We start from the raw sequence: 23,343 nt of genomic DNA on the forward strand, positions 1-23,343 counted from the left end.
GCGAAACTGGATGAGGCTAAACCAGTCATGTGTGATACCCGGCAGGGGTTGCGTGGTTGGGGTTGTGGGATCGTACTTCGATGATCTGCCGGTCGTCGGGTGAGTCAGAAACCGTAGGTGTAGGCGAAGGGCATGCGAAAGGCCCGGCGTAGAGGGTAAGACCCCCGTAGCTGAAACATCTATGGCTTGCTTGTACGACACCCAAGTAGCACGGGGCCCGAGAAATCCCGTGTGAATCTGGCGGGACCACCCGCTAAGCCTAAATATTCCCTGGTGACCGATAGCGGATAGTACCGTGAGGGAATGGTGAAAAGTACCGCGGGAGCGGAGTGAAATAGTACCTGAAACCGTGTGCCTACAAGCCGTGGGAGCGTCGCTATGTGTGTTTACATGCATGGTCGTGACTGCGTGCCTTTTGAAGAATGAGCCTGCGAGTTTGCGGTGTGTTGCGAGGTTAACCCGTGTGGGGGAGCCGTAGCGAAAGCGAGTCCGAATAGGGCGTTGGAGTAGCACGCTCAAGACCCGAAGCGGAGTGATCTAGCCATGGGCAGGTTGAAGCGCGGGTAAGACCGTGTGGAGGACCGAACCCACCAGGGTTGAAAACCTGGGGGATGACCTGTGGTTAGGGGTGAAAGGCCAATCAAACTCCGTGATAGCTGGTTCTCCCCGAAATGCATTTAGGTGCAGCGTCGTGTGTTTCTTGCCGGAGGTAGAGCACTGGATAGGCGATGGGCCCTACCGGGTTACTGACCTTAGCCAAACTCCGAATGCCGGTAAGTGAGAGCGCGGCAGTGAGACTGTGGGGGATAAGCTCCATGGTCGAGAGGGAAACAGCCCAGAGCATCGACTAAGGCCCCTAAGCGTACGCTAAGTGGGAAAGGATGTGGAGTCGCAGAGACAACCAGGAGGTTGGCTTAGAAGCAGCCACCCTTGAAAGAGTGCGTAATAGCTCACTGGTCAAGTGATTCCGCGCCGACAATGTAGCGGGGCTCAAGCGTACCGCCGAAGTCGTGTCAATCCAGCATGTACCTCCAACGAGGGCTGGGTTGGGTAGGGGAGCGTCGTGTGCCGGGTGAAGCAGCCGCGTAAGCGAGTTGTGGATGGTTCACGAGTGAGAATGCAGGCATGAGTAGCGATTCACACGTGGGAAACGTGTGCGCCGATTGACTAAGGGTTCCTGGGTCAAGCTGATCTGCCCAGGGTAAGTCGGGACCTAAGGCGAGGCCGACAGGCGTAGTCGATGGACAACCGGTTGATATTCCGGTACCCGCTTTGAAGCGCCCAATACTGAATCTTCTGATGCTAAGGCCGTGAAGCCGCCCTGATCTCTTCGGAGTTGAGGGGAGTGGTGGAGCCGCTGACCCTAGGGGGTAGTAGGTAAGTGATGGGGTGACGCAGGAAGGTAGTCCAGCCCGGGCGGTGGTTGTCCCGGGGTAAGGGTGTAGCCCGTTGTCCAGGTAAATCCGGATGACATGAGGGTGAGACCTGATGCCGAGCCGATTGTGGTGAAGTGGATGATCCTATGCTGTCGAGAAAAGCCTCTAGCGAGTTTCATGGCGGCCCGTACCCTAAACCGACTCAGGTGGTCAGGTAGAGAATACCGAGGCGTTCGGGTGAACTATGGTTAAGGAACTCGGCAAAATGCCCCCGTAACTTCGGGAGAAGGGGGGCCATTTCTGGTGATCACTTTTGCAGTGTGAGCTGGGGGTGGCCGCAGAGACCAGCGAGAAGCGACTGTTTACTAAAAACACAGGTCCGTGCGAAGCCGTAAGGCGATGTATACGGACTGACGCCTGCCCGGTGCTGGAACGTTAAGGGGACCGGTTAGCTGACTTTCGGGTTGGCGAAGCTGAGAACTTAAGCGCCAGTAAACGGCGGTGGTAACTATAACCATCCTAAGGTAGCGAAATTCCTTGTCGGGTAAGTTCCGACCTGCACGAATGGCGTAACGACTTCTCGACTGTCTCAACCATAGGCCCGGTGAAATTGCATTACGAGTAAAGATGCTCGTTTCGCGCAGCAGGACGGAAAGACCCCGGGACCTTTACTATAGCTTGATATTGGTGTTCGGTTCGGCTTGTGTAGGATAGGTGGGAGACTGTGAAGCATGCACGCCAGTGTGTGTGGAGTCGTTGTTGAAATACCACTCTGGTCGTGCTGGATGTCTAACCTGGGTCCGTGATCCGGATCAGGGACAGTGTCTGGTGGGTAGTTTAACTGGGGCGGTTGCCTCCTAAAGGGTAACGGAGGCGCCCAAAGGTTCCCTCAGCCTGGTTGGCAATCAGGTGTTGAGTGTAAGTGCACAAGGGAGCTTGACTGTGAGACTGACGGGTCGAGCAGGGACGAAAGTCGGGACTAGTGATCCGGCGGTGGCTTGTGGAAGCGCCGTCGCTCAACGGATAAAAGGTACCCCGGGGATAACAGGCTGATCTTCCCCAAGAGTCCATATCGACGGGATGGTTTGGCACCTCGATGTCGGCTCGTCGCATCCTGGGGCTGGAGTCGGTCCCAAGGGTTGGGCTGTTCGCCCATTAAAGCGGTACGCGAGCTGGGTTTAGAACGTCGTGAGACAGTTCGGTCCCTATCCGCTGTGCGCGTAGGAGTCTTGAGAAGGGCTGTCCCTAGTACGAGAGGACCGGGACGGACGAACCTCTGGTGTGCCAGTTGTCCTGCCAAGGGCATGGCTGGTTGGCTACGTTCGGGAGGGATAACCGCTGAAAGCATCTAAGCGGGAAGCCTGCTTCGAGATGAGGGCTCCCACCCACTTGATGGGGTAAGGCTCCCAGTAGACGACTGGGTTGATAGGCCAGATATGGAAGCCTCGTAAGGGGTGGAGTTGACTGGTACTAATAGGCCGAGGGCTTGTCCTCAGTTGCTCGCGTTCACTGTGTTGGTTCTGAAATAACGACCGTGTTGTGTGTCCGGTTGGTTTATTTCATAGTGTTTCGGTGGTTATTGCGTTAGGGAAACGCCCGGTTACATTCCGAACCCGGAAGCTAAGCCTTTCAGCGCCGATGGTACTGCAGGGGGGACCCTGTGGGAGAGTAGGACGCCGCCGAACTCCTTTTAAGAAGAGCCTTGTGACGGATTTCGATCCGTCACAAGGCTCCTCTGCGTTTTAGGGCCGTCGCATGAGATTCCAGGGCGTTGGTTGCTGCTGTATGGACGATTGGCTGTCAGCTAGGCGGGTTGTCGCCCTTCAATAAGTGGTGCGGCAGGCGGCAGACTGGGCGGATGGCTGATCAGAGCGTGGAAGCACCGGACGGTTTCGTATCGCACGGTGTGCGGACGGTGCGTTGGGAAGCGTCGTCGGATGGGCCGGTGGTGGTCCTTCTCGACCAGCGGCGGCTGCCCGTCGAGGAAGTCGAGCTGGTGTGTACGGACGTGCCGGCCCTCGTGGAGGCTATTCGTACGCTTGCCGTTCGTGGTGCTCCCGTACTCGGAATCGTCGGCGCGTATGGCGTGGCGCTTGCGGCTGCTCGCGGGTACGACGTCACCGAGGCCGCGAATCTCCTGGCGCAGGCTCGACCGACGGCGGTCAATCTCGGGTACGGCGTTCGACGCGCTGCCGGCGCGTATGACGCGGCCCTTGCGGCGGGTGGCGGCTCCGAGCAGGCGGCCGGGGTCGCGCTCGCCGAGGCACGGGCGCTGCATCAAGAGGACGCCGAGGCCAGCTCGCGGATGGCCGCGCACGGCCTGGCGCTGCTTGAGGAACTGCTGCCGGGTGGCGGCTTCCGCGTTCTCACCCACTGCAACACGGGCGCCCTGGTGTCCGGCGGGGCCGGAACGGCGCTGGCCGTGGCGGTGCGGGCGCATCACCAGGGGCAGCTTCGACGGTTGTGGGTGGATGAGACGCGGCCGTTGTTGCAGGGGGCGCGGCTGACCGCGTACGAGGCGGCCCGAGCGGGCATGGCGTACACGCTGCTGACCGATAACGCGGCGGGTTCGCTCTTCGCGGCGGGCGAGGTGGACGCCGTGCTGATCGGGGCCGATCGGATTGCCGCGGACGGCTCGATCGCGAACAAGGTGGGCAGTTATCCGCTGGCCGTTCTGGCCAAGTACCACCACGTGCCGTTCATCGTCGTGGCGCCCAGTACCACCGTGGATCTGGCGACGCCCGACGGCGCGGCGATCGAGATCGAGCAGCGTCCGGCACACGAGGTGACGATGGTCCCTCATCCGGGTGCCTCTGCGGGCGGGCGCGGGGCGGCGGCGAGCGCGCCGCTGGCGCCCGTGGGCACCCAGGCGTACAACCCGGCCTTCGACGTCACGCCGCCGGATCTCGTGACGGCGATCGTTACGGAGGAGGGTGCCGTGGCGCCCGTGACGGCGGCGGGGCTCGCTGAGCTGGTCGGTCGGTCGCAGCCGGACCGTGGAGTGCCGTCCGGTTGAGGGCCTTCCAGGTCACGGGCCTGCCGGTGGTTGTCCGGCTGGCGTAGCGCGGCGCACGGGTGTAGCGGTGGCCCGGTTCAATGTGCGGTTTCGGCTTTTTTCTCCCTCGTTGAGGGGCCGAGTTCTCGTGCCGTTCGGCGGTGCCGCGGTGGCGGCGAACGGCTCGTACGCCAGGGGAGCGCTGACATGCCGCGGACGAGTGATCGCCCGCGTCTAGCCACCGGGTCCGACAATGGGATGATGACGACATGAAGGGACGCGTCCTTGTCGTCGACGACGACACCGCACTGGCAGAGATGCTTGGCATCGTGCTGCGCGGCGAAGGCTTTGAACCGTCGTTCGTTTCCGATGGGGACAAGGCGCTCGCCGCATTCCGCGAGACCAAGCCTGATCTGGTGCTGCTCGATTTGATGTTGCCCGGGCGTGACGGCATTGAGGTGTGCCGGCTGATCCGCGCCGAGTCCGGGGTGCCGATCGTGATGCTCACGGCCAAGAGCGACACCGTGGACGTGGTGGTCGGCCTGGAATCCGGCGCCGACGACTACATCGTGAAGCCGTTCAAGCCCAAGGAGTTGGTCGCGCGGATAAGGGCGCGGCTGCGGCGCTCCGAGGAGCCCGTGCCGGAGCAACTGGTCATCGGGGATCTGGTGATCGACGTGGCCGGGCACTCGGTGAAGCGGGAGGGGCAGTCGATCGCGCTGACCCCGCTGGAATTCGATCTGCTGGTCGCGCTGGCCCGTAAGCCGTGGCAGGTGTTCACCCGCGAGGTCCTGCTGGAGCAGGTGTGGGGCTACCGGCACGCCGCGGACACCCGCCTGGTGAACGTGCACGTACAGCGACTGCGCTCCAAGGTGGAGAAGGACCCGGAGCGGCCCGAGATCGTCGTGACCGTGCGTGGAGTGGGTTACAAGGCCGGGCCGAGCTGAGATCTGAGATGTCGGACAGTGGGACCACTCCGGAGCCGGGGCAAGGCGCCCCGGCTGCGGGAGGTCCGGTTGAAGGCGGCCACGGCGCGGGGCGGCCCGTCGACTCGGGAAGCGACATATCGCTTTTCGGACGGCTGTGGCGGGGCGGGAACCTGTTGCCCGACGGGGCTTCCGGGGCGCCGGTGCACCCGGTGCTGCGGCTGTTCGTACGGTGGGTGCGGCGCCCGCTGTTGCCGGCCGCGCGACTCTACCGGCGTAACATCCAGCTCCGCGTCGTCGCGACCACGCTGCTCATGTCGCTCGGCGTGGTGCTGATCCTCGGTGTGGTCGTCATCGGCCAGGTGCGCAACGGGTTGCTGGACGCCAAGCGGCATGCCGCGCAGAGCCAGGCCGTGGGCGGGTTCAACGCGGCCGACGACGCCGCCGAGAACGCCGAGGACTCGCGTGGCGGTGAGGACGGTCCAGGCGCGCGCGGTAATCGGGACCCGGGGGCATGGCTCACCGCGCTGGTTCAGCAGCTCGCGAGCGGTGGCCAGGGCGTGTACTCGGTGGTGGCGCTGAGCTCGGACGCCGACAAGGAACTGTTCGCCAGCACGCGCGGGCCGCGCGCGTCGGGTGGCATCAAGCCCGAGGAGAGCATCAGCAGGAAGCTTCGGGACCGCGTCGACAGCGGCACCGGCCCGTACGAGCAGTACACGAACATCGAGCACGACGCCCCCGGTCACGACCGCGAACCCGCGCTGGTGATCGGCAAGCGGCTCAACGACATCAACGGCGATCCGTACCAGCTCTACTACCTCTTCCCGTTCTCGCAGGAGGAGAAGTCGCTCAGCCTGGTGAAGGGCACGCTGGCCACGGCCGGGGTGTTCGTGGTGGTGCTGCTCGGCGCGATCGCGTGGCTGGTGGTGCGGCAGGTCGTGACGCCCGTGCGGATGGCGGCCGGCATCTCCGAGCGGCTGGCGGCCGGGCTGCTCCAGGAGCGGATGAAGGTCACCGGCGAGGACGACATCGCGCGGCTCGGCGAGGCGTTCAACAAGATGGCGCACAACCTCCAGGTCAAGATCCAGCAGTTGGAGGATCTTTCGCGGATGCAGCGGCGGTTCGTGTCCGACGTCTCGCACGAGCTGCGGACGCCGCTGACGACCGTGCGGATGGCCGCCGACGTGATCTACGAGGCGCGGGACGAGTTCGACCCGGCGACCGCGCGATCGGCGGAGCTGCTGGGCGGTCAGCTCGACCGGTTCGAGTCGCTCCTCGCCGACCTGCTGGAGATCAGCCGGTTCGACGCGGGCGCGGCGGCGCTGGAGGCCGAGCCGATCGACCTGCGCGACGTGGTCAAGCGCGTGGTGGACGGGGCCGAGCCGCTCGCGGAGCGCAAGGGCAGCCGCATCATCGTCCGCGGCGCCGCCCGGCCGGTGATCGCGGAGGCGGACGCGCGCCGCGTGGAGCGCGTGCTGCGCAACCTCGTGGTCAACGCCGTCGAGCACGGCGAGGGCGAGGACGTGATCGTGCGGCTGGCCGCGAAGAGCGGCGCCGTGGCCGTGGCCGTACGGGACTACGGGGTCGGGCTCAAGCCCGGCGAGGCCACCCGGGTCTTCAACCGGTTCTGGCGTGCCGACCCCGCGCGAGCCCGGACCACGGGCGGAACCGGCCTCGGGCTGTCCATCGCGGAGGAGGACGCGCGGTTGCACGGGGGCTGGCTCCAGGCGTGGGGGGAGCCCGGTGGGGGCTCGCAGTTCCGGCTGACGCTCCCGCGCACGGCGGGCGATGCGTTGCGCGGTTCGCCGATACCGCTCGAACCGGAGGACTCGCGCCGTAAGCGCGCGCTGCGCGCGGCCAAGGCCGCGGGCGGCGCCGGGAGCACTCGGGTGGCGTCGAGCGGAGGCGCTACGAGCGGGGGCGCTTCGAGCGTGGCTGGCGGGCACGCGGTGGGCGGCGCGTCGGCCGTCGCTGAACGTGGTGCGGCATCGGGTGCTCGTGGTGCTGCCGGTGTTGGTACGGGCGCTGGTGGCGGGGGCGGGGCTGTGCGGGCGGATGGCACGGGGCGTGCGGAGGGTACGGGGGCGCATCGGGTTTCCGGGGCCAACACCTCCCTTCTCGCGTCGAAGCGGCCGGGCCAACAGGCGTCGGAGTCGGAGCCGGACGCGCCATCGGAGGGGGCGGCGACGGGGGGCCGGCCGGGCGAGGCCGCGCCGCGTGGCGCGGACTCTGGTAGCCGCGACGGCGACGGGGCCGCGTCCGGCGGGGACGTGGCCGACGGGGACGCGGCCGAGGGCGACGAGATCGGTGGCGCCGGGCGGGGGGAGGACGCCGCACGCGCGGATCGAGAGGGGACAGCGGAGTGATGGTGACCGGCGAACGAGGGAGCCGCGCTCGTGGGCGCTGACCGTGAGGTGACGGGCCACGTGGTGCCCGACTACGAGGCGGTTGACCGTGGAGCGACCGGCCGGGCCGGGGCCGGCGCGGGCCGGAACGCGGTCGAGGGTCGCGGGGCTGGCGGCGGAACCCGCCGCGCCTCTGACCCCGCCGGTCTGTTCGTCAGCCTCTTCGGGCTCATCGGCGCCGGCGCGCGCGACCGTGGTGGGCGCCCCGGAGCGCTGCAACGTCCCGGCATGATCCGCCGTCGCGGGCAGAAGGGCGGCGCTGGAACGCTCGGCATGTCGCGACGGGCCTGCGCCACCCTCGCGGCCAGCGGGCTGCTGCTGGCCGGCTGTGCGTCGATGCCCGACAGCGGGGACGTACGGCAGGTCGGATCGACGCCGCGCGCCGACGCGGATTCACCCGTTCGGGTATACGGGGTGCGCCCGGGGAACGATGAGCAGCCGCGGGAGTTGGTGCTCGGTTTCCTGGAGGCGACGACGAGCGATGAGGCCCGCTTCGAGACGGCGCGCGAGTACCTGACCAAGCGGGCCCGGGACGAGTGGAACCCCCTCGCGGAGACGACCGTGCTCGCGCAGGCACCCAAGGTGCGCGTGGAGGGCGGTCCCAATCGGGACACTCCGGGGTACGACATCGTGCTGTCCGGGAAGCAGCTCGCCACGGTCGACGCCAACCACGCGTACGAGCCCGACGAGAAGCCGTATGAGGAACGGCTGCACGTCGCGAAGTCGGGCTCGCAGTGGCGGATTGACTCGCTTCCGGCGGGCCTGGTCCTCGGTGAGTCGGACTTCCAGCGCATCTACCGCTCCGTCAACAAGTACTACTTCGCGGAGTTGGGGCCGGACGGCGACAAGTCGGCCGTGGGCAAGGACGTCCTGGTCGCCGACCCCGTCTACCTGCGGCGTTGGGTGGACCCCGTCACCTCGACCGTGCGGGCGCTGCTGGGTGGGCCCACTAACTGGCTGGAACCGGTCGTCCGTACGTCCTTCCCCAGCGGTACCCAGCTCGACAGCAAGCACCTGCGCCTCGATGACTCGAACGAGTTGCGTATCGGGCTGAGCCGGGACGCGGCCGGCGTCGACCAGTTGCGCTGCCACGAGATGGCGGCCCAGGTGCTGTTCACGGTGCAGGACCTGTCGACGTCCAAGGTGAGCAAGGTGGTGCTGGAGAGCGCGGCCGGCGCCGAGCTGTGCTCGCTGACCCGCGACCAGGCCGAGGGGTACGCGCCGGACCGGATCAACGGCAAGGCGGACAACCAGTACTTCATCGACGAGGAACGCCGCATGGTCCAGCTCGACGACACCGGGGAGGAACCGGAGCACGTGCCGGGGCCGTTCGGCGAGCCGACGGCGGGACTCGGTTCGATCGCCGTGGCGCGGGACGAGCGGACCGCGGCCGGGGTGTCCCAGAATGGCCGGGATCTGTACGTGGCCGACCTCAAGCCGGGCGTGGAGCGGGGCGGCTCGCGACTGCACAGTGCGACCGGTGGCCGGCAGGGCGGACTGACCGTGCCGAGCTGGGACGGTCTCGGCGACCTGTGGGTGGCCGACCGCAGCCCGGACAAGCCGCGGCTGTTGAGGCTGGCCAGCGGGGTGGGGGAGCCCGAGGAAGTCAATGTCACGGGGCTCGACGGCGGACGGATCGTCTCACTGCGGGTGGCCGCCGACAGCACACGGATCGCCCTGCTGATCGAGCGCGACGGCCATACGTCGCTGTGGCTCGGCCGGCTCGAACGGGCCAAGACCTCGGCGGAGCCACCGCTGTCCGTCAAGGGACTGCGTTCGCTCGCCCCGCAACTGGACGAGGTGGACGCCGTGTCGTGGGCCGGCGGCAGCCGACTCGTGGTGGCCGGCACCGAGTCGGGCGGCGTGCAGGAACTGCGCTACATGGAGACCGACGGCTCGCCGGGGAACAGCCCGACGCTGCCCGGCCCCGGCAAGGTGGAGCAGATCGCGGCCTCGGAGGACGAGAACCGGCCACTGATCGCCAAGGCGTCGGACGGCATCGTCCGACTCCCTCCGGACGCGAACTGGAAGACCGTCGTCAAGAAGGGAACGGCACCCGTCTATCCGGGCTAGACCGGGCCGGCGCGGTCGGTCCCGGGGGCCTTGTCGCGCGTGGTGTGCCGCCGTGTACGTCGGGTCTTCGTGGCGAGGGGCAGGAGCAGAGGCAGCGGGGCGGGCACGGGCACGCGGCGCGGGAGCGTTCGTCCGCTGGTCGGCTGGTCGGCTGGTCGGCTGGTCGGCTGGTCGGCTGGCCCGCTGGCCCGCTGGGCCGTTGTCGGGCTGGGCCTGGTGGGGGTTCGCAGGGTGGACGCAGGTCCCGACAGTGCGCTGAGCCAGCCGTACTCACCATCTCCGGGGCGCCCCTCCTCGCCACGCTTCTCGGGCGTAGTCGGGAGCGCGATCGTGGGGCGGAGCACGCCGGGGTGCGCCTCCGACGAGGGTGCGAGCCGGTGCGGGTTGCGTGCGCCCACAGAATCTGTCCCTACCGCGCTGACCTGCGGATTTGATGCCCTCTCCAGGGAGTGGCGCGCGGTGCGGGCAAAGTTATCCACAGGGGTGGCGGGCCCGCGGTCGTGGCGGGACAGTGGAGGGCATGCGGGGATGGTGGCGAGAGGCGACGGGGCTGGTTCTGCCGGTCGAGTGTGCGGGGTGCGGGGCGCCTCGGGCCGTGCTGTGTGAGCGGTGCCGTGCGGTGCTGCTCGACGGGAGCGCGTCCCGGGTGCGGCCGAGTCCGATGCCGCGAGGCTTGCCTGTGGTGTACGCGGTAGCGGCGTATGCCGGGGCGTGCAGATCGATCCTGCTCGCTCACAAGGAGCGGGGGGCGTTACGGCTGGCGGGGCCGTTGGGGGCCGCGCTGGCGCTGGCGGTCTGCGCGGTGGTGTGGCGGGGGGCGTGGTCACGGGGTGCCGGGGCTGAGGAGGAGTGGCCGGCGGCTGCGTCTCCAGCGAGGGAGCGTACGAGGCCGCCTGGCGGGGGCGGGTCGGGGTGGACGCCCAGGCCGGTAGGTGCGTGGGTGGCCCCTGCCCGGAGACCCGTCCGGGCGGGGCGGTCGCCGACGGGTGCGCGGACCAGCGGGGCGGACGGGTGGGCCCGTGTCCGGGGAGAGCCGGCTGATCCGGGTATCGACGCCGGGCGAAGCACGGGGCGTGGGCGCGGCGTGGGCGAGGCGTGCTCCGAGCTGATGGCCGGGACGCGGAGCGCGAGAGCCCTGCCGCCGATCCTGCTGGTCCCGGTGCCGTCGGCGCGCCGGGCGGTGGCCGCGCGTGGGCACGATCCCACGCGGCGGATAGCCCTCGCTGCCGCGCGGGTTCTGCGTGAGCAGGGCGTGCCGGCCCGGGTGCTCTCGGTGTTGCGGCAGCGGCGAGGGGTGGTGGATCAGGCGGGGCTGGGCGCCGCGCAGCGGATGGCGAACGTGAGCGGGGCGCTGCGGGTCACACCGGGCGCGGAGAGGCTGCTGAGCGGCGGGCCCGTGGTGCTGGTGGACGACCTCATGACCACTGGGGCGACGCTCGCGGAGGCGGCGCGGGCGGTACGTGCCGCGATGGGGCGGGGTACGGCGGGCCGTGCTGACGGCGGGAGCGGTGGTCGGGGCGCGGCGGGGGAGGCGTCGGGCGTGTGGCGAGGTACGGGGAGCGGCGCCGCGGTTGCCGGACGTACGGGGATACGGGTGTCGGCTGGCGCTGATTGGAGCGGGGTTCCCGGGGCACTCGCTGTTCCAGGTGTCGGATCGGTGGCCACCACTGAGACGCCCGGTGTGGGCCCAGCACGGGAAGGGCTGGTGGGGGCCGCGGTGGTGGCCGCCTCGCACAGTGCATTCGGCGCGAATCGGAACTGATAACGAACGTGCGACGTTGCAGCTGGTAACAGCGAAAAAGTACCTGAACGGAGGTACGTGCCAGTAGGGGGTGCCGGCTCCCGGCCGAGCGAGCTATGTTCGGTTGTGAGGACTAGGTGCCGCTATGGCGCTGATATCCGCTTAGCGTGCTTCGTGCCTTTCCGTGTTCCATAGAAAAATGAAGACGGTGGGGTGTACAGCCCAATGGCGGGGGAGGAGGAGGTGAAAGCCGCCGAGTCGGGGGCCCTGGAAATCTCTCGGGCCCAGTGCGAAACGGATGTGCTTCGAACAGCCAACGGAGCAATCCGGGAACGGAGTTCTGCGTGGACATCGTCGTGAAGGGCCGCAAGACAGAGGTGCCGGAGCGGTTCCGCAAGCACGTGGCCGAGAAGCTGAAGCTGGAGAAGATCCAGAAGCTCGACGGCAAGGTGATCAGCCTCGACGTCGAGGTGTCCAAGGAGCACAACCCGCGCCAGGCCGACCGTTCCGACCGAGTGGAGATCACCCTCCGCTCCCGGGGGCCGGTGATCCGGGCAGAGGCCGCCGCCGCCGATCCGTACGTGGCGCTCGACCTCGCCACGGGCAAGCTGGAGCAGCGCCTGCGCAAGCAGAACGACAAGCGTCACGCGCGGCGTGGCAACGGCCGCATCCCGGCGAGCGACGTCGCGGTGGCCGTGCCGGAGGCCGCCCGGATCAACGGATCAGGCGAGGGCGCCGAGGCCGAGGACGGGGCTGGGGACGGCGTGCCCACCACGAGGATGGGGCCGCTCGAAGTGCGCGGCGAGGGCCCACTCATCGTCCGTGAGAAGACGCATGCGGCGGCGCCGATGACGCTCGACCAGGCCCTGTACGAGATGGAGTTGGTCGGCCATGACTTCTACTTGTTCGTCGACTCGGACACCAACCACCCGAGCGTGGTGTACCGGCGACACGGCTACGACTATGGCGTGATCCACCTCAAGACGGAGGCGTTCGTCGGTGAGGAGCCGGGTGGCGCCGGCGGCGCGCTCGGCGGCTGATCCGCAACCGACCTCCGTCTGACCACGGTCGATGGCGAGACGGCCCGGCGTCGGCGCCGCAGGGCGCGGCGTGCGGCGCTGGGGATCAACGCGGTGAACCGACGAGAGCTGACTGAATGGATGTACGAGGCGTGGTGACGGCCGTGTCTCGTAAGACGGTGTAGGTGGTGCCCCGGGAGGGCCGAGTTGGCCCTCCGGGGCACTACGGTGCGGATGGCGGGAGCACCGGGCCACCTCGTGGGCATGGAATCATGGCAGCGTGGTCAATCGGCGCTCGGTGGGGACTGGTTGGCGTGCAGAGCTAGGTGCAACCGCAAGGCCACGGCCTTCATGGGGGAGGAACGATGGCGGACAGCTTCGGGCCCGTGCCCGACGATGACGACGGTCACGGCGTCAACGTCGGTACGGACAGGGGCGAGTCGCGCAAGGAGCCGATCCGGGTCCTCGTGGTGGACGATCACGCGCTCTTCCGCCGAGGACTGGAGATCGTACTCGCGCAGGAAGCGGACATCCAGGTCATTGGCGAGGCCGGGGATGGGGCCGAGGCCGTCGAGAAGGCGGCGGACCTGCTCCCCGACATCGTGTTGATGGATGTCCGCATGCCCAAGCGGGGCGGGATCGAGGCGTGTACCGCCATCAAGGAGGTGGCCCCCAGCGCCAAGATCATCATGCTGACGATCAGCGACGAGGAGGCCGATCTCTACGACGCGATCAAGGCCGGGGCCACCGGATACCTGCTCAAGGAGATCTCCACCGACGAGGTGGCGACCGCGATCCGGGCCGTTGCCGACGGGCAGTCGCAGATCAGCCCGTCCATGGCGTCCAAGTTGCTGACCGAGTTCAAGTCGATGATCCAGCGCACCGACGAGCGGCGACTGGTGCCCGCGCCTCGGCTGACCGACCGCGAGCTTGAGGTGCTCAAGCTCGTGGCCACCGGGATGAACAACCGCGATATCGCGAAGGAGTTGTTCATCAGCGAGAACACGGTCAAGAACCACGTCCGCAACATCCTGGAGAAGCTCCAGCTCCACTCGCGCATGGAAGCGGTGGTGTACGCGATGCGGGAGAAGATCCTCGAGATCAGGTGACGGGTCGCGATGGCCGCACCCGAGGCGGCCGTCGCGGAACCGAGCACGGCCGAGCGACGGCGACTGATCAACGGTTGATGGCCGTCGGCGACTGGCCAACGGTGGATGATCGTCGGCGACTGGCCAGCAGCGCATGGCCGGCCGGACGCGCCGTCGGGCGGCAGCGGCCAGGCGGGCCGGAGCGTCCGCCCCGGGCGAGGCGTTCCGTGAGTCCAGAGCGTCCGCCTCAGCACAGGTGTACCCGGGCGCGGGGCAGCACCCAGGTGCTCCCGAGCGCGGGGCGCGCACCAGGCCCGGGGGCCGTCAGGTGAGGGCGGCGGTGAGTGGGGCGACCAGGTCAGGGTGGCTCACGCGCTCGATCCGTACGGCGTCGCAGCCCACCCACTCGGCGGCCTCGCGCAGGGCGCGGGCCATGGGGGCCACGTCCTTCGCGCCCCGTAGCGAGAGCTGTCGGGCCACCAGCGTCGTGCCCTCCCGGGCCGGGTCCACGCGGCCCACGAGCTTGCCGCCGGTGAGCAGGGGCATCGCGAAGTAGCCGTGTATCCGCTTGGGCCGCGGCACGTAAGCCTCAAGCCGGTGGGTGAAGTCGAAGATGCGCTGGGTGCGCGGTCGGTCCCAGACCAGCGAGTCGAACGGCGACAGCAACGTCGTCCGGTGCCGCTCCCGGCGCCCCGCGGACTCCGCGGCGAGCGCGGCCGGGTCGGCCCAGGCGGGCTTGTCCCACCCCGTGACCTCGACCGGCGTCAGCCCCGTACTGGCGATGACGGTGTCCACCTGCTCGTTCCTGATCCGGTGGTAGTCGGCGAGGTCCGCGCGCGTGGCCACGCCCATGGCCGCGCCCGCCTGCGCGACCAGCCGCCGCAGACACTCCGCGTCCGGCAGGTCGTCGTGCAGCAGGTCCCCCGGGATCGCGCGCTCGGCCAGGTCGTAGACCCGCTTCCAGCCGCGCCGCTCGGTGCAGACGACCTCGCCGTACATCAGGGCGCGCTCGACCGCGATCTTCGTCGCCGACCAGTCCCACCACTCGCCGCCGTTCTTCGCGCCGCCCAGTTCGGTGGCGGTCAGCGGGCCCTCGGCGCGCAACTGGGCGATGACCTTCTCGTAGACCCCGGCCGGCAGGTCGTGGTGCCACTGCGGGCGGTCGCGGTACGCGCGGCGCCGGAACGCGAAGTGTGGCCACTCCTCGATCGGCAGGATGCAGGCGGCGTGGGACCAGTACTCGAAGCTGTGCCTCTCCGTCCAGTACGCGGCCTCCACGGTGTCGCGGCCGACGGCGCCGAGTCGGGCGTACGGCACCAGCTCGTGCGACCTGGCCAGGACGGAGATGGTGTCCAACTGGACCGCTCCCAGCGAGCGCAACACGCCGCGCACGCCCGCCCGTTGGTCCCGCGCGCCCAGCAGCCCCTGGGCGCGCAGCGCGATGCGGCGGGCCTCGTCGGCGGACAGGGTGACCTCGGGGCGTGCGGGCGGCGTCGCCGCGTCGGCAGCGCGGGCGACGCGGCTCGCTGACAGGGGAGTTGTCATGCCGGACACAGTAAACGGTGGCACTGACAACGCCGTCGGCACGCGCTGTGCCGTGTGCACGAGGCCGGCGACGGGTCTGCGGAGCCGGCGATGTCCCACGATCGAGTGAGCCCGACGTCCCTCCCGACCCCCCGCCCGAGCCGCGTCCGCCCCCCCGGTCAAGCCCCGCCGGGGCGCTCACACGCCGGGCCGGCCCCGGCCCCGTAACCGGCCCGCGAGCCGAGCCGAGCCGAACCGAATGCCGGGGACGGAACCGACCCTCACCTCCGCCCTGCCGAGCCGGACGCCGGAAACGGAACCGACCCTCGCCTCCGCGCTGCCCAGCCGGACGCCGGAGGCGGGGCCGGTACTCGTCCCCGCGCTGCCAGCCGGCCGACCCGCACCGCCCAGCCGACCGACCCGCTGCCCAGCCGCCACCCGCCCGACCCGTGACGCCCCGACCCGCGACGCGCCGGTCGTAGGTCAGGACGGTTGCGGGCCGGGCAGGTACGGGGTCGGGGTCGGGAGGCCGAGGTCGCTGGGGAGGAGGGAGCCGATCCAGGAGTCCCGGCGGGTGCCCGCGTGCGGGATGCGGGCGCGTAGCGTGCCCTCCCGTTGGAAGCCGAGTGAGCGGGCGACGGCCCAGGAGCCCTCGTTGCCGACCTCGGCGTACCACTCCATGCGCTCCACGCCCAGCTCGCCGAAGGCCCAGTCGATCATGCGGCGGGCGGCCTCGACGGTGTAGCCGCGGCCACGGTGTTCCTTAACCGTCCAGTAGCCGATCTCCGCCTGCCGCTCCGGGCCGGCCAGCTCCAGGCGGACCAGTCCCATGGCGCCCACGAGCACGCCGTCGTCCTTCGTGACCACGGCGAGGCTGTACGAGGTGTTGTCGCGCCACCCGTTCGGGACCATCTCGGTGACGAAGTTTTGGGCGTGCTCGCGCAGGTACGGCGAGGGCACGTTCGTCCAGCGCGGAATGTCCGGGTCCTGGCAGGCGGCGAGGACCGCGTCCACGTCGGACGCCTCGAACGGGCGCAGGACCAGGCGGGGGGTGTTGAGTATCAGGGGCTCCATGGATCGAGTGTGGTCGCTCCACCCGGTCTGCGAAAACCATTTTGCGCTCCGGCGTGGGGCGCCGGGCCGCGTCCCGTCGCACTTCACCGGCCGGACCGGTGGCGCGGCGCCGGGCGCCGCGCGGCTCCGGGGGCGGGGACGAGGCGCGGCCGGGCCGGGCGGCGCGCCCGGCTCCGCGCGGGCGGAGGGGCGTCGCGTCGTGCGGATGGCGGAGTGCCGCTCCCCGTACGAAGGGTGCGGTGCCGCCTCCCGTACGGATGACGTGGACCTGTCGCGCGCGAAGGGGGCGAGGCATGGGACGGCGATGGCGGTTCGCGCGGTCACGATGCGTAAGGGCCGCGTGGGGGTGGCGCGGTGGGGAACGGGATCGGCGGTGTCTCGTGGGGTTGGAGAGGCGGTGGTGATCCCGCCCTTCCGGGGGGTCTCCAGGCACCTTCGGCGGGGTTCGCGCGTTGGGAACTGAGGGCGACAGCGAGCCTTCGTACGGACGGACCTCCCGGGGCAGGCTGGTCCTGACTTACGATGGCCGTTGCGGCAGGCCCCGTGGCCCCCGATAATGCCGCGCTAGCGCACCCGAACCGTGCCAGGTCCGACCGGCAAGGAGCCAGCCTACGTGTCCGTCCTCAACAAGCTCATGCGTGCAGGCGAAGGCAAGATCCTGCGCAAGCTGCACCGCATCGCGGGCCAGGTCAACTCCATCGAAGAGGACTTCCTGAACCTCTCCGACGCAGAGCTGCGCGCTCTCACGGACGAGTACAAGGAGCGGTACGCGGACGGCGAGAGTCTCGATGACCTCCTGCCCGAGGCGTTCGCTACGGTCCGTGAGGCTGCCAAGCGCGTCCTCGGCCAGCGCCACTACGACGTACAGATCATGGGTGGCGCCGCGCTGCACCTGGGCTACGTCGCCGAGATGAAGACCGGTGAGGGCAAGACCCTCGTCGGCACGCTGCCGGCGTACCTCAACGGGTTGTCGGGCAAGGGCGTGCACCTGATCACGGTCAACGACTACCTGGCCGAGCGTGACTCCGAGATGATGGGCCGGGTCCACAAGTTCCTCGGCCTGTCCGTCGGCTGCATCCTCGCCAACATGACGCCCGCCCAGCGGCGCGAACAGTACAACTGCGACATCACGTACGGCACCAACAACGAGTTCGGCTTCGACTACCTGCGCGACAACATGGCGTGGTCGCAGGAAGAACTGGTGCAGCGCGGGCACAACTTCGCGATCGTGGACGAGGTCGACTCCATCCTCGTGGACGAGGCCCGTACGCCGTTGATCATCTCCGGCCCCGCCGACCAGGCCACCAAGTGGTACGGCGACTTCGCCAAGCTGGTGAAGCGGCTGACCCGCGGCGAGCCCGCCAACCCGCTGAAGCGGGACGAGAACGGCAACCCGCAGCAGGAGACCGGGGACTACGAGGTCGACGAGAAGAAGCGGACCGTCGGCATCCACGAGTCCGGCGTCACCAAGGTCGAGAACTGGCTCGGGATCGACAACCTCTACGAGTCGGTCAACACTCCGCTCGTCGGCTATCTGAACAACGCCATCAAGGCGAAGGAACTGTTCAAGAAGGACAAGGACTACGTCGTCATCGACGGCGAGGTCATGATCGTCGACGAGCACACCGGCCGTATCCTCGCCGGCCGCCGCTACAACGAGGGCATGCACCAGGCGATCGAGGCGAAGGAAGGGGTGGACATCAAGGACGAGAACCAGACCCTCGCCACGATCACCCTGCAGAACTTCTTCCGCCTCTACGGCACCCTCTCGGGCATGACCGGTACGGCCATGACCGAGGCGGCCGAGTTCCACCAGATCTACAAGCTCGGCGTGGTCCCCATCCCGACCAACCGGCCGATGGTCCGCATCGACCAGGCCGACCTGATCTACCGCACCGAGCCCGCGAAGTTCGCCGCGGTGGTCGAGGACATCGTCGAGAAGCACGAGAAGGGCCAGCCGGTCCTGGTCGGTACGACCTCGGTGGAGAAGTCCGAGTACCTCTCGCAGCAGTTGAACAAGCGCGGCGTGCGGCACGAGGTGCTCAACGCCAAGCAGCACGACCGAGAGGCGACGATCGTCGCGCAGGCCGGCCGCAAGGGCGCGGTCACGGTGGCGACCAACATGGCCGGCCGTGGTACGGACATCCAGCTCGGCGGCAACCCGGACGACCTGGCCGAGACCGAGCTGCGCGCCAAGGGCCTGGACCCGGTCGAGCACGTCGAGGAGTGGGCCGCCGCGCTGCCCGCCGCCCTGGAGCGGGCGAAGGCCGCGGTCAAGGCGGAGCACGAGGAGGTCAAGGAGCTCGGCGGGCTCTACGTCCTGGGCACCGAGCGGCACGAGTCGAGGCGTATCGACAACCAGCTCCGCGGTCGTTCCGGCCGCCAGGGCGACCCGGGCGAGTCCCGCTTCTACCTCTCGCTCGGCGACGACCTGATGCGCCTGTTCAAGGCCCAGATGGTCGAGCGCGTGATGTCGATGGCCAACGTGCCCGACGACGTGCCGATCGAGAACAAGATGGTCACCCGCGCCATCGCCTCCGCCCAGTCGCAGGTCGAGCAGCAGAACTTCGAGACGCGTAAGAACGTCCTCAAGTACGACGAGGTGCTCAACCGGCAGCGCGAGGTCATCTACGGCGAGCGCCGCCGCGTCCTGAAGGGCGAGGACCTGCACGAGCAGGTGCTCCACTTCATGGACGACACGATCGACGCCTACGTACAGGCCGAGACCGTGGAGGGGTTCGCCGAGGAGTGGGACCTGGACCGGCTGTGGGGCGCGTTCAAGCAGCTCTACCCGGTGCAGGTGACCATCGAGCAGCTTGAGGACGAGGTCGGCGGCGACCGCGCCGGGCTCACCGCGGAGTTCATCACCGACGCGATCAAGGAAGACATCCACGCGCAGTACGCGGCGCGCGAGGAGCAGCTCGGCTCGGAGATCATGCGTGAGCTGGAGCGCCGCGTGGTGCTCTCGGTGCTGGACCGCAAGTGGCGCGAGCACCTCTACGAGATGGACTACCTCCAGGAGGGCATCGGGCTGCGCGCGATGGCCCAGAAGGACCCCCTGGTCGAGTACCAGCGCGAGGGCTTCGACATGTTCACCGCCATGATGGAGGGCATCAAGGAGGAGTCCGTCGGCTACCTGTTCAACCTGGAGGTCCAGGTCGAGCAGCAGGTCGAGGAGGTGCCGGTGCGGGACGCGGCGCCCTCGCTCGAGAAGGGCGAGCGCGAGCCCGTCGCCGCCGGCGCGGGCCGGCCGGAGATCCACGCCAAGGGCCTGGACGCGCCGCAGCGCCCGGACCGGCTGCACTTCTCGGCGCCTACCGTGGACGGTGAGGGCGGTGTGGTCGAGGGCGACTTCGACACCGCGACCGGGGACGGCGACAGCGGCTCCGCGACGGTGCCCGCCGTGGGCGGCCAGACCCGCGCCGAGCGTCGCAAGGCGCAGAAGGGCGGCCGTCGCCGCAAGAAGTAGCACGTCATGACCGGGGCGGCGGGAGCCGCTCCGGAGCGCGGGCCCGGCATCGTCGCGATGCCGGGCCCGTGGCGTTTCTGGCTCCACGGGCCGAGGCGCTGGGCCGGGCGACGCTGGTCCGGGCGTGCTGGGCCGCCCCGGTTGGGCCGTCCCCGCTGTGGTGTCCCCGTCGTGGTGCGCCGGTCGCGCTGGGCCCCAGGTGGCTAGTCGCGGGGTTCGCCTGCCCGCGTCGCCGGGACCGTGTCGGCGCCGCTGTCCCGCCGGTGGCCTGGCGCGTCGGTCACGGCGGCCCGGGGTGGCCCGGCGGGTGGCCGAGGTCGATCGCGGCGCAGCGCCAGCGGCCGTCGGCGCCCTCCTCAAGCCGGAAGGCCAGCGCCCGCAGACGGTCGCCGGCCGCGATGCGGGCGAACGCCTCGATGACCCACGGCTCGGGGCGGAACTCGTCGCAGTGCCGCACGACCGGCGGCCACACCCGCGGGCCCGGCCCGGCCGGGTGCGTGCGGGCCGCGGCGCGGGCCGTGGCGCTCGGGGTCGTGGGCGGGCAGAGGCTCGGGTGCGGGGCGAGCCGGGTCAACTGGTCGTAGGCGGCGCCCTGGGTGTGGCCGAGCATCCAGTGCACCGGGCGTTGACCGCTGAGGGTGAGCAGCAGCCGGTTGGCGAACCAGTAGCGGGGCAGCCGCTCGCGGGCGCGGTGCCGGGCGGCGAGGTCAGCGCCGCCGGGGCGCCGCTGGTCGCGCCGGCGCGGTGGGCCGCTGTACTGCCGCGGCACCCGGTGCCCGCCGGGCCTGGCGCCGGCGCCGAACGCGGCCCTGGGCCCCAGCGTCCCCGGCGTGCCGTCGGCCGCCGCCCTGCCGCGTGGCGGGGCGGCCGGTTCCGTACGAGGTGGCGTGGGGCGGGCGCGCGTCGTGGCGCTCGTGGTCCCTCGTGTGGCTGCCCCGGTGCTCCGTCGCTCCATCCGTCACGCGCCCCCGTCGTCCCGGCCCGGTCTTGATACCGGGCAGTAGCTTTCGTTGCGTGACTTCTACCGGCGGGGCGCGCGTGCGAGCAACGCCGAAGCGCGGGTGGGAACCTCGCTGTGCGTGACCACCTATCTGGGTGACATACGCGCAGGGGAGCGGGACAGCTCTTGCGCCCGGGGCGACGTGGTGCACGCGGTACGGCACGGGCCGTAGCCCCTCCTCCGAAGGGGGACCGGCGCGCTTATGCTTGCGGGCGGCACGGCTCCGCGTGCCGTGACGGACATGTCTTTACGAAAGCGGCGAACATGCGCGTGTACGTCCCCCTGACCCTCCCCGGCCTCGCCGAGGCGCTCAAGGCGGGCGAGCTGGGCCCGGCCCCGCTGGACGCCTACGCGGTGACGCCGGCGCTGCGCGAGTGGTACGTCTCGGACGACATCGAGGAGCTGGAGTACGCGGCGCTCAACCGGGCCGCGGCGGCCTCGCTGCGCCGGCTCGCCGGTAACCCCTCGGCGCCCCGCCGCCGCGTGGTCGTGGCGGTGGACGTGGCGGACGGCCAGGCCGTCGCCGACCCGGACCGTGGGCTCGACCAGTCGGCCCTCGGCGAGGTGCGCATCGCCTCCGCCATCCCGCTGAGCAAGGCCGCCGCGGTGCACGTGGACGGGCCGGACGCGGAGGCGGACGTGAGCGCCGCCGCCGCCGCGCTCGGCGCGGCCGACCAGGGCGACGACGACGCGCAGTTCACGGTGGACGGGGCCGAGGACCACGAGCTGCTGTGGTACGCGACCCAGGAGATCCCCAACCTCATCGACTGAGCCCGGCGCCCTCGGGTCCCCGGGCCCGTGGCCCGCCCGGCCGCTCGGAGGCGCCCGTCGCGGGCCCCCACCGGCGGTTCGTCGGGAGTTGCCGAACGCGTGGGCCGGCTGTCAGAGGTGCCGGGTACCTTCGAAGGCATGGGTAAGCGCGAGACGCACATCATCTGGGACTGGAACGGAACCCTCTTCCACGACATCGACGCCGTGATCGCGGCCACCAACGCCGCGTTCGCCGAGATCGGCCTCGACCCCATCACCCTTGAGCGCTATCGCGAGCTGTACTGCGTCCCCATCCCGCTCTTCTACGAGCGCCTCATGGGACGGCTGCCGACGCCGGAGGAGTGGGCGCAGATGGACGTGGCGTTCCAGCGCCAGTATGCGATGCGGCGGGCCGCCTGTCAGCTCGCCGCCGGCGCGGAGGCGCTGCTCGAACGCTGGCAGACGACGGGGCGCACCCAGTCCCTGCTCTCCCTGTACGAGCACGACAACCTGGTGCCCCTGGTGCGCCGCTTCGGCATAGAGTCGCGCTTCGTCCGCGTGCAGGGGCGTACGGGGCCGTCCGGCGGCGGCAAGGCGGAGGACATGGTGCGCCACCTCGCGCGGCTCGACGGGGTGCGGGCGGGCCGGACCGTGGTGATCGGCGACGCGCTCGACGACGCCCTGGCCGCGCGGCAGGCGGGGGCGCACGCCGTGCTCTACTCCGGCGGCTCGCACAGCCGGGCCAGCCTCGCGGCGGCCGGGGTGCCCATCGCCGACACGTTGGCCGAGGCCATCGAGCTGGCCGAGGTGTTGACGGCCTGATGACGCCCCGCCCGCCGCCCGTGCTGCGGCACCGCGCCCGCCGCGCGGTGCCCGCGGCCCGCGCGCCGTCAGCTCACCGGGGCCTTGTCCCGAAGCACTGTCAGGAACGCGCGCATCCACGCCGGGTGGTCCGACCAGCCGCGCGCGGACACCAGCGTCCCGTCCACGACGACCTCGGCGTCCTGGAAGGTGGCCCCCGCCGCCTGCATGTCGAGTTCGAGGGCCGGGTAGGCGGTGACCCGACGGCCGCGCAGGCTGTCGGTGGCGGCGGTCAGCTGCGGGCCGTGACAGATCTGGGCCACGGGCTTGTCCGCGTCGAAGAACGCCTTGACCACCTTCCGCAGCTCGCCGTCGTTGCGCAGGTACTCCGGCGCCCGGCCGCCCGGGATCACCAGGGCGGCGTACTCGCCCGGTTCCACCTCGGTGAAGGCGAGGTCGGCGGGCCAGCTGTAGCCGGGCTTCTCGGTGTAGGTGTCGAAGCCGTCCTCGAAGTCGTGGACGACGAAGCGCAGCGTCTTGCGGGCCGGCGCCGCGATGTGCACCTCGTAGCCCTCCTCGCGCAGCCGCTGGTAGGGGTAGAGCACCTCCAGGGACTCCGCCGCGTCGCCCGTCACGATGAGGATCCTCGCCGTCATGCCGCCCACCTCCGCGGTGCGCCGACGGGGCTGGCCCGGGCGGCGCTAGCTCCGAACTGTCCGTTTTGTTCACCGTGCATCGCCGCGCGCCGTTTGCCAACCCCTCCGGGCCCGCTCGGCGACTTCCTGCCGCGCGCGGCGCACCTTGGTCCGATTCGTCAAAGTCCGGGGCCCAGATTTGTACATACCCGGCCGATGACGGCGAGCGGGTGGGGAGCGATAGCCTTACGCCGTGATCAGCGCGATACCCCACGGGGGCGGAGCTGCCCCCTCACCTGGCCTTCGTCAGGCGGGACCCCAGCGCCCGGAGCACCATAGTGCCCGGGCCGCCGCTGATTCCCTTCCGCAGGGTTGTTGGCCACATTTGGTCAAGACCGACCCGGCTGTCGCTCATTCCCGCATAACGTCGACAGTGACCGGCGATCCCGCGTCTCGACGTCATGCCA

General features: G+C 69.7%; 13 protein-coding genes and 2 rRNA genes (1 of these 15 cut by a window edge). 11 read left to right on the plus strand and 4 right to left on the minus strand.

The genetic code is table 11. The features are described 5' to 3' along the window. The 8 genes from H7H31_RS22460 to H7H31_RS22495 form a co-directional block, all read left to right on the plus strand. Window positions 1–2,870 (plus strand): 23S ribosomal RNA (locus tag H7H31_RS22460); it begins 254 nt to the left of the window's first position. Window positions 2,871–2,944: 74 nt separating this feature from the next. Beyond that, a 5S ribosomal RNA gene (gene rrf, locus H7H31_RS22465) occupies window positions 2,945–3,061 on the plus strand. A 173-nt stretch (window positions 3,062–3,234) separates the two neighbouring features. Next, on the plus strand, window positions 3,235–4,392 hold the full coding sequence (gene mtnA, locus H7H31_RS22470; RefSeq protein WP_187062857.1) for an S-methyl-5-thioribose-1-phosphate isomerase: 1,158 nt from the start codon (window positions 3,235–3,237) through the stop codon (window positions 4,390–4,392). Between the two features lie 248 nt (window positions 4,393–4,640). Beyond that, window positions 4,641–5,318: a two-component system response regulator MtrA gene (mtrA, locus tag H7H31_RS22475; RefSeq protein ID WP_187062858.1), complete on the plus strand. Its 678-nt coding sequence runs from the start codon at window positions 4,641–4,643 to the stop codon at window positions 5,316–5,318. An 8-nt stretch (window positions 5,319–5,326) separates the two neighbouring features. Continuing rightward, window positions 5,327–7,663 carry an MtrAB system histidine kinase MtrB gene (gene mtrB / locus H7H31_RS22480; RefSeq protein WP_187118060.1) on the plus strand — a complete coding sequence of 779 codons (2,337 nt, stop codon included), beginning with the start codon at window positions 5,327–5,329 and terminating at the stop codon, window positions 7,661–7,663. 30 nt (window positions 7,664–7,693) lie between these two features. Then, window positions 7,694–9,775: an LpqB family beta-propeller domain-containing protein gene (locus tag H7H31_RS22485; protein ID WP_232110025.1), complete on the plus strand. Its 2,082-nt coding sequence runs from the start codon at window positions 7,694–7,696 to the stop codon at window positions 9,773–9,775. A 2,085-nt stretch (window positions 9,776–11,860) separates the two neighbouring features. Then, complete coding sequence (hpf, locus tag H7H31_RS22490; RefSeq protein WP_187060209.1) at window positions 11,861–12,556, plus strand: ribosome hibernation-promoting factor, HPF/YfiA family; 696 nt, start codon at window positions 11,861–11,863, stop codon at window positions 12,554–12,556. A gap of 344 nt (window positions 12,557–12,900) precedes the next feature. Then, window positions 12,901–13,644 (plus strand): response regulator, encoded by a 744-nt coding sequence (locus H7H31_RS22495; protein WP_187060210.1) that lies wholly within the window; start codon window positions 12,901–12,903, stop codon window positions 13,642–13,644. Window positions 13,645–13,947: 303 nt separating this feature from the next. On the opposite strand, the gene H7H31_RS22500 is transcribed toward H7H31_RS22495, so the two are convergent. Next, window positions 13,948–15,168: a winged helix-turn-helix domain-containing protein gene (locus H7H31_RS22500; protein ID WP_187060211.1), complete on the minus strand. Its 1,221-nt coding sequence runs from the start codon at window positions 15,166–15,168 to the stop codon at window positions 13,948–13,950. Window positions 15,169–15,630: 462 nt separating this feature from the next. After that, complete coding sequence (locus H7H31_RS22505; RefSeq protein ID WP_187062729.1) at window positions 15,631–16,221, minus strand: GNAT family N-acetyltransferase; 591 nt, start codon at window positions 16,219–16,221, stop codon at window positions 15,631–15,633. 613 nt (window positions 16,222–16,834) lie between these two features. On the opposite strand from H7H31_RS22505, the gene secA reads away from it, so the two are divergent. Next, window positions 16,835–19,690: a preprotein translocase subunit SecA gene (gene secA / locus H7H31_RS22510; RefSeq protein ID WP_187062730.1), complete on the plus strand. Its 2,856-nt coding sequence runs from the start codon at window positions 16,835–16,837 to the stop codon at window positions 19,688–19,690. A gap of 280 nt (window positions 19,691–19,970) precedes the next feature. Here secA and H7H31_RS22515 read toward each other — a convergent pair whose 3' ends face one another. Further along, window positions 19,971–20,459 (minus strand): Rv3235 family protein, encoded by a 489-nt coding sequence (locus H7H31_RS22515; protein WP_187062731.1) that lies wholly within the window; start codon window positions 20,457–20,459, stop codon window positions 19,971–19,973. A gap of 495 nt (window positions 20,460–20,954) precedes the next feature. On the opposite strand from H7H31_RS22515, the gene H7H31_RS22520 reads away from it, so the two are divergent. Both H7H31_RS22520 and H7H31_RS22525 read left to right on the plus strand, forming a co-directional pair. After that, window positions 20,955–21,461, plus strand: a complete 507-nt coding sequence (locus tag H7H31_RS22520; RefSeq protein ID WP_187062732.1) for a DUF6912 family protein — start codon at window positions 20,955–20,957, stop codon at window positions 21,459–21,461. Between the two features lie 138 nt (window positions 21,462–21,599). After that, a complete protein-coding gene (locus H7H31_RS22525) occupies window positions 21,600–22,262 on the plus strand; it encodes an HAD family hydrolase (RefSeq protein WP_187062733.1) in 663 nt (220 codons plus the stop codon). A 68-nt stretch (window positions 22,263–22,330) separates the two neighbouring features. On the opposite strand, the gene H7H31_RS22530 is transcribed toward H7H31_RS22525, so the two are convergent. Next, on the minus strand, window positions 22,331–22,897 hold the full coding sequence (locus H7H31_RS22530) for a DJ-1/PfpI family protein (RefSeq protein ID WP_187062734.1): 567 nt from the start codon (window positions 22,895–22,897) through the stop codon (window positions 22,331–22,333). Window positions 22,898–23,343 lie beyond the last annotated feature (446 nt).

The organism is Streptomyces buecherae (assembly GCF_014295035.1).
In the GTDB taxonomy this organism is placed as follows: domain Bacteria; phylum Actinomycetota; class Actinomycetes; order Streptomycetales; family Streptomycetaceae; genus Streptomyces; species Streptomyces youssoufiensis.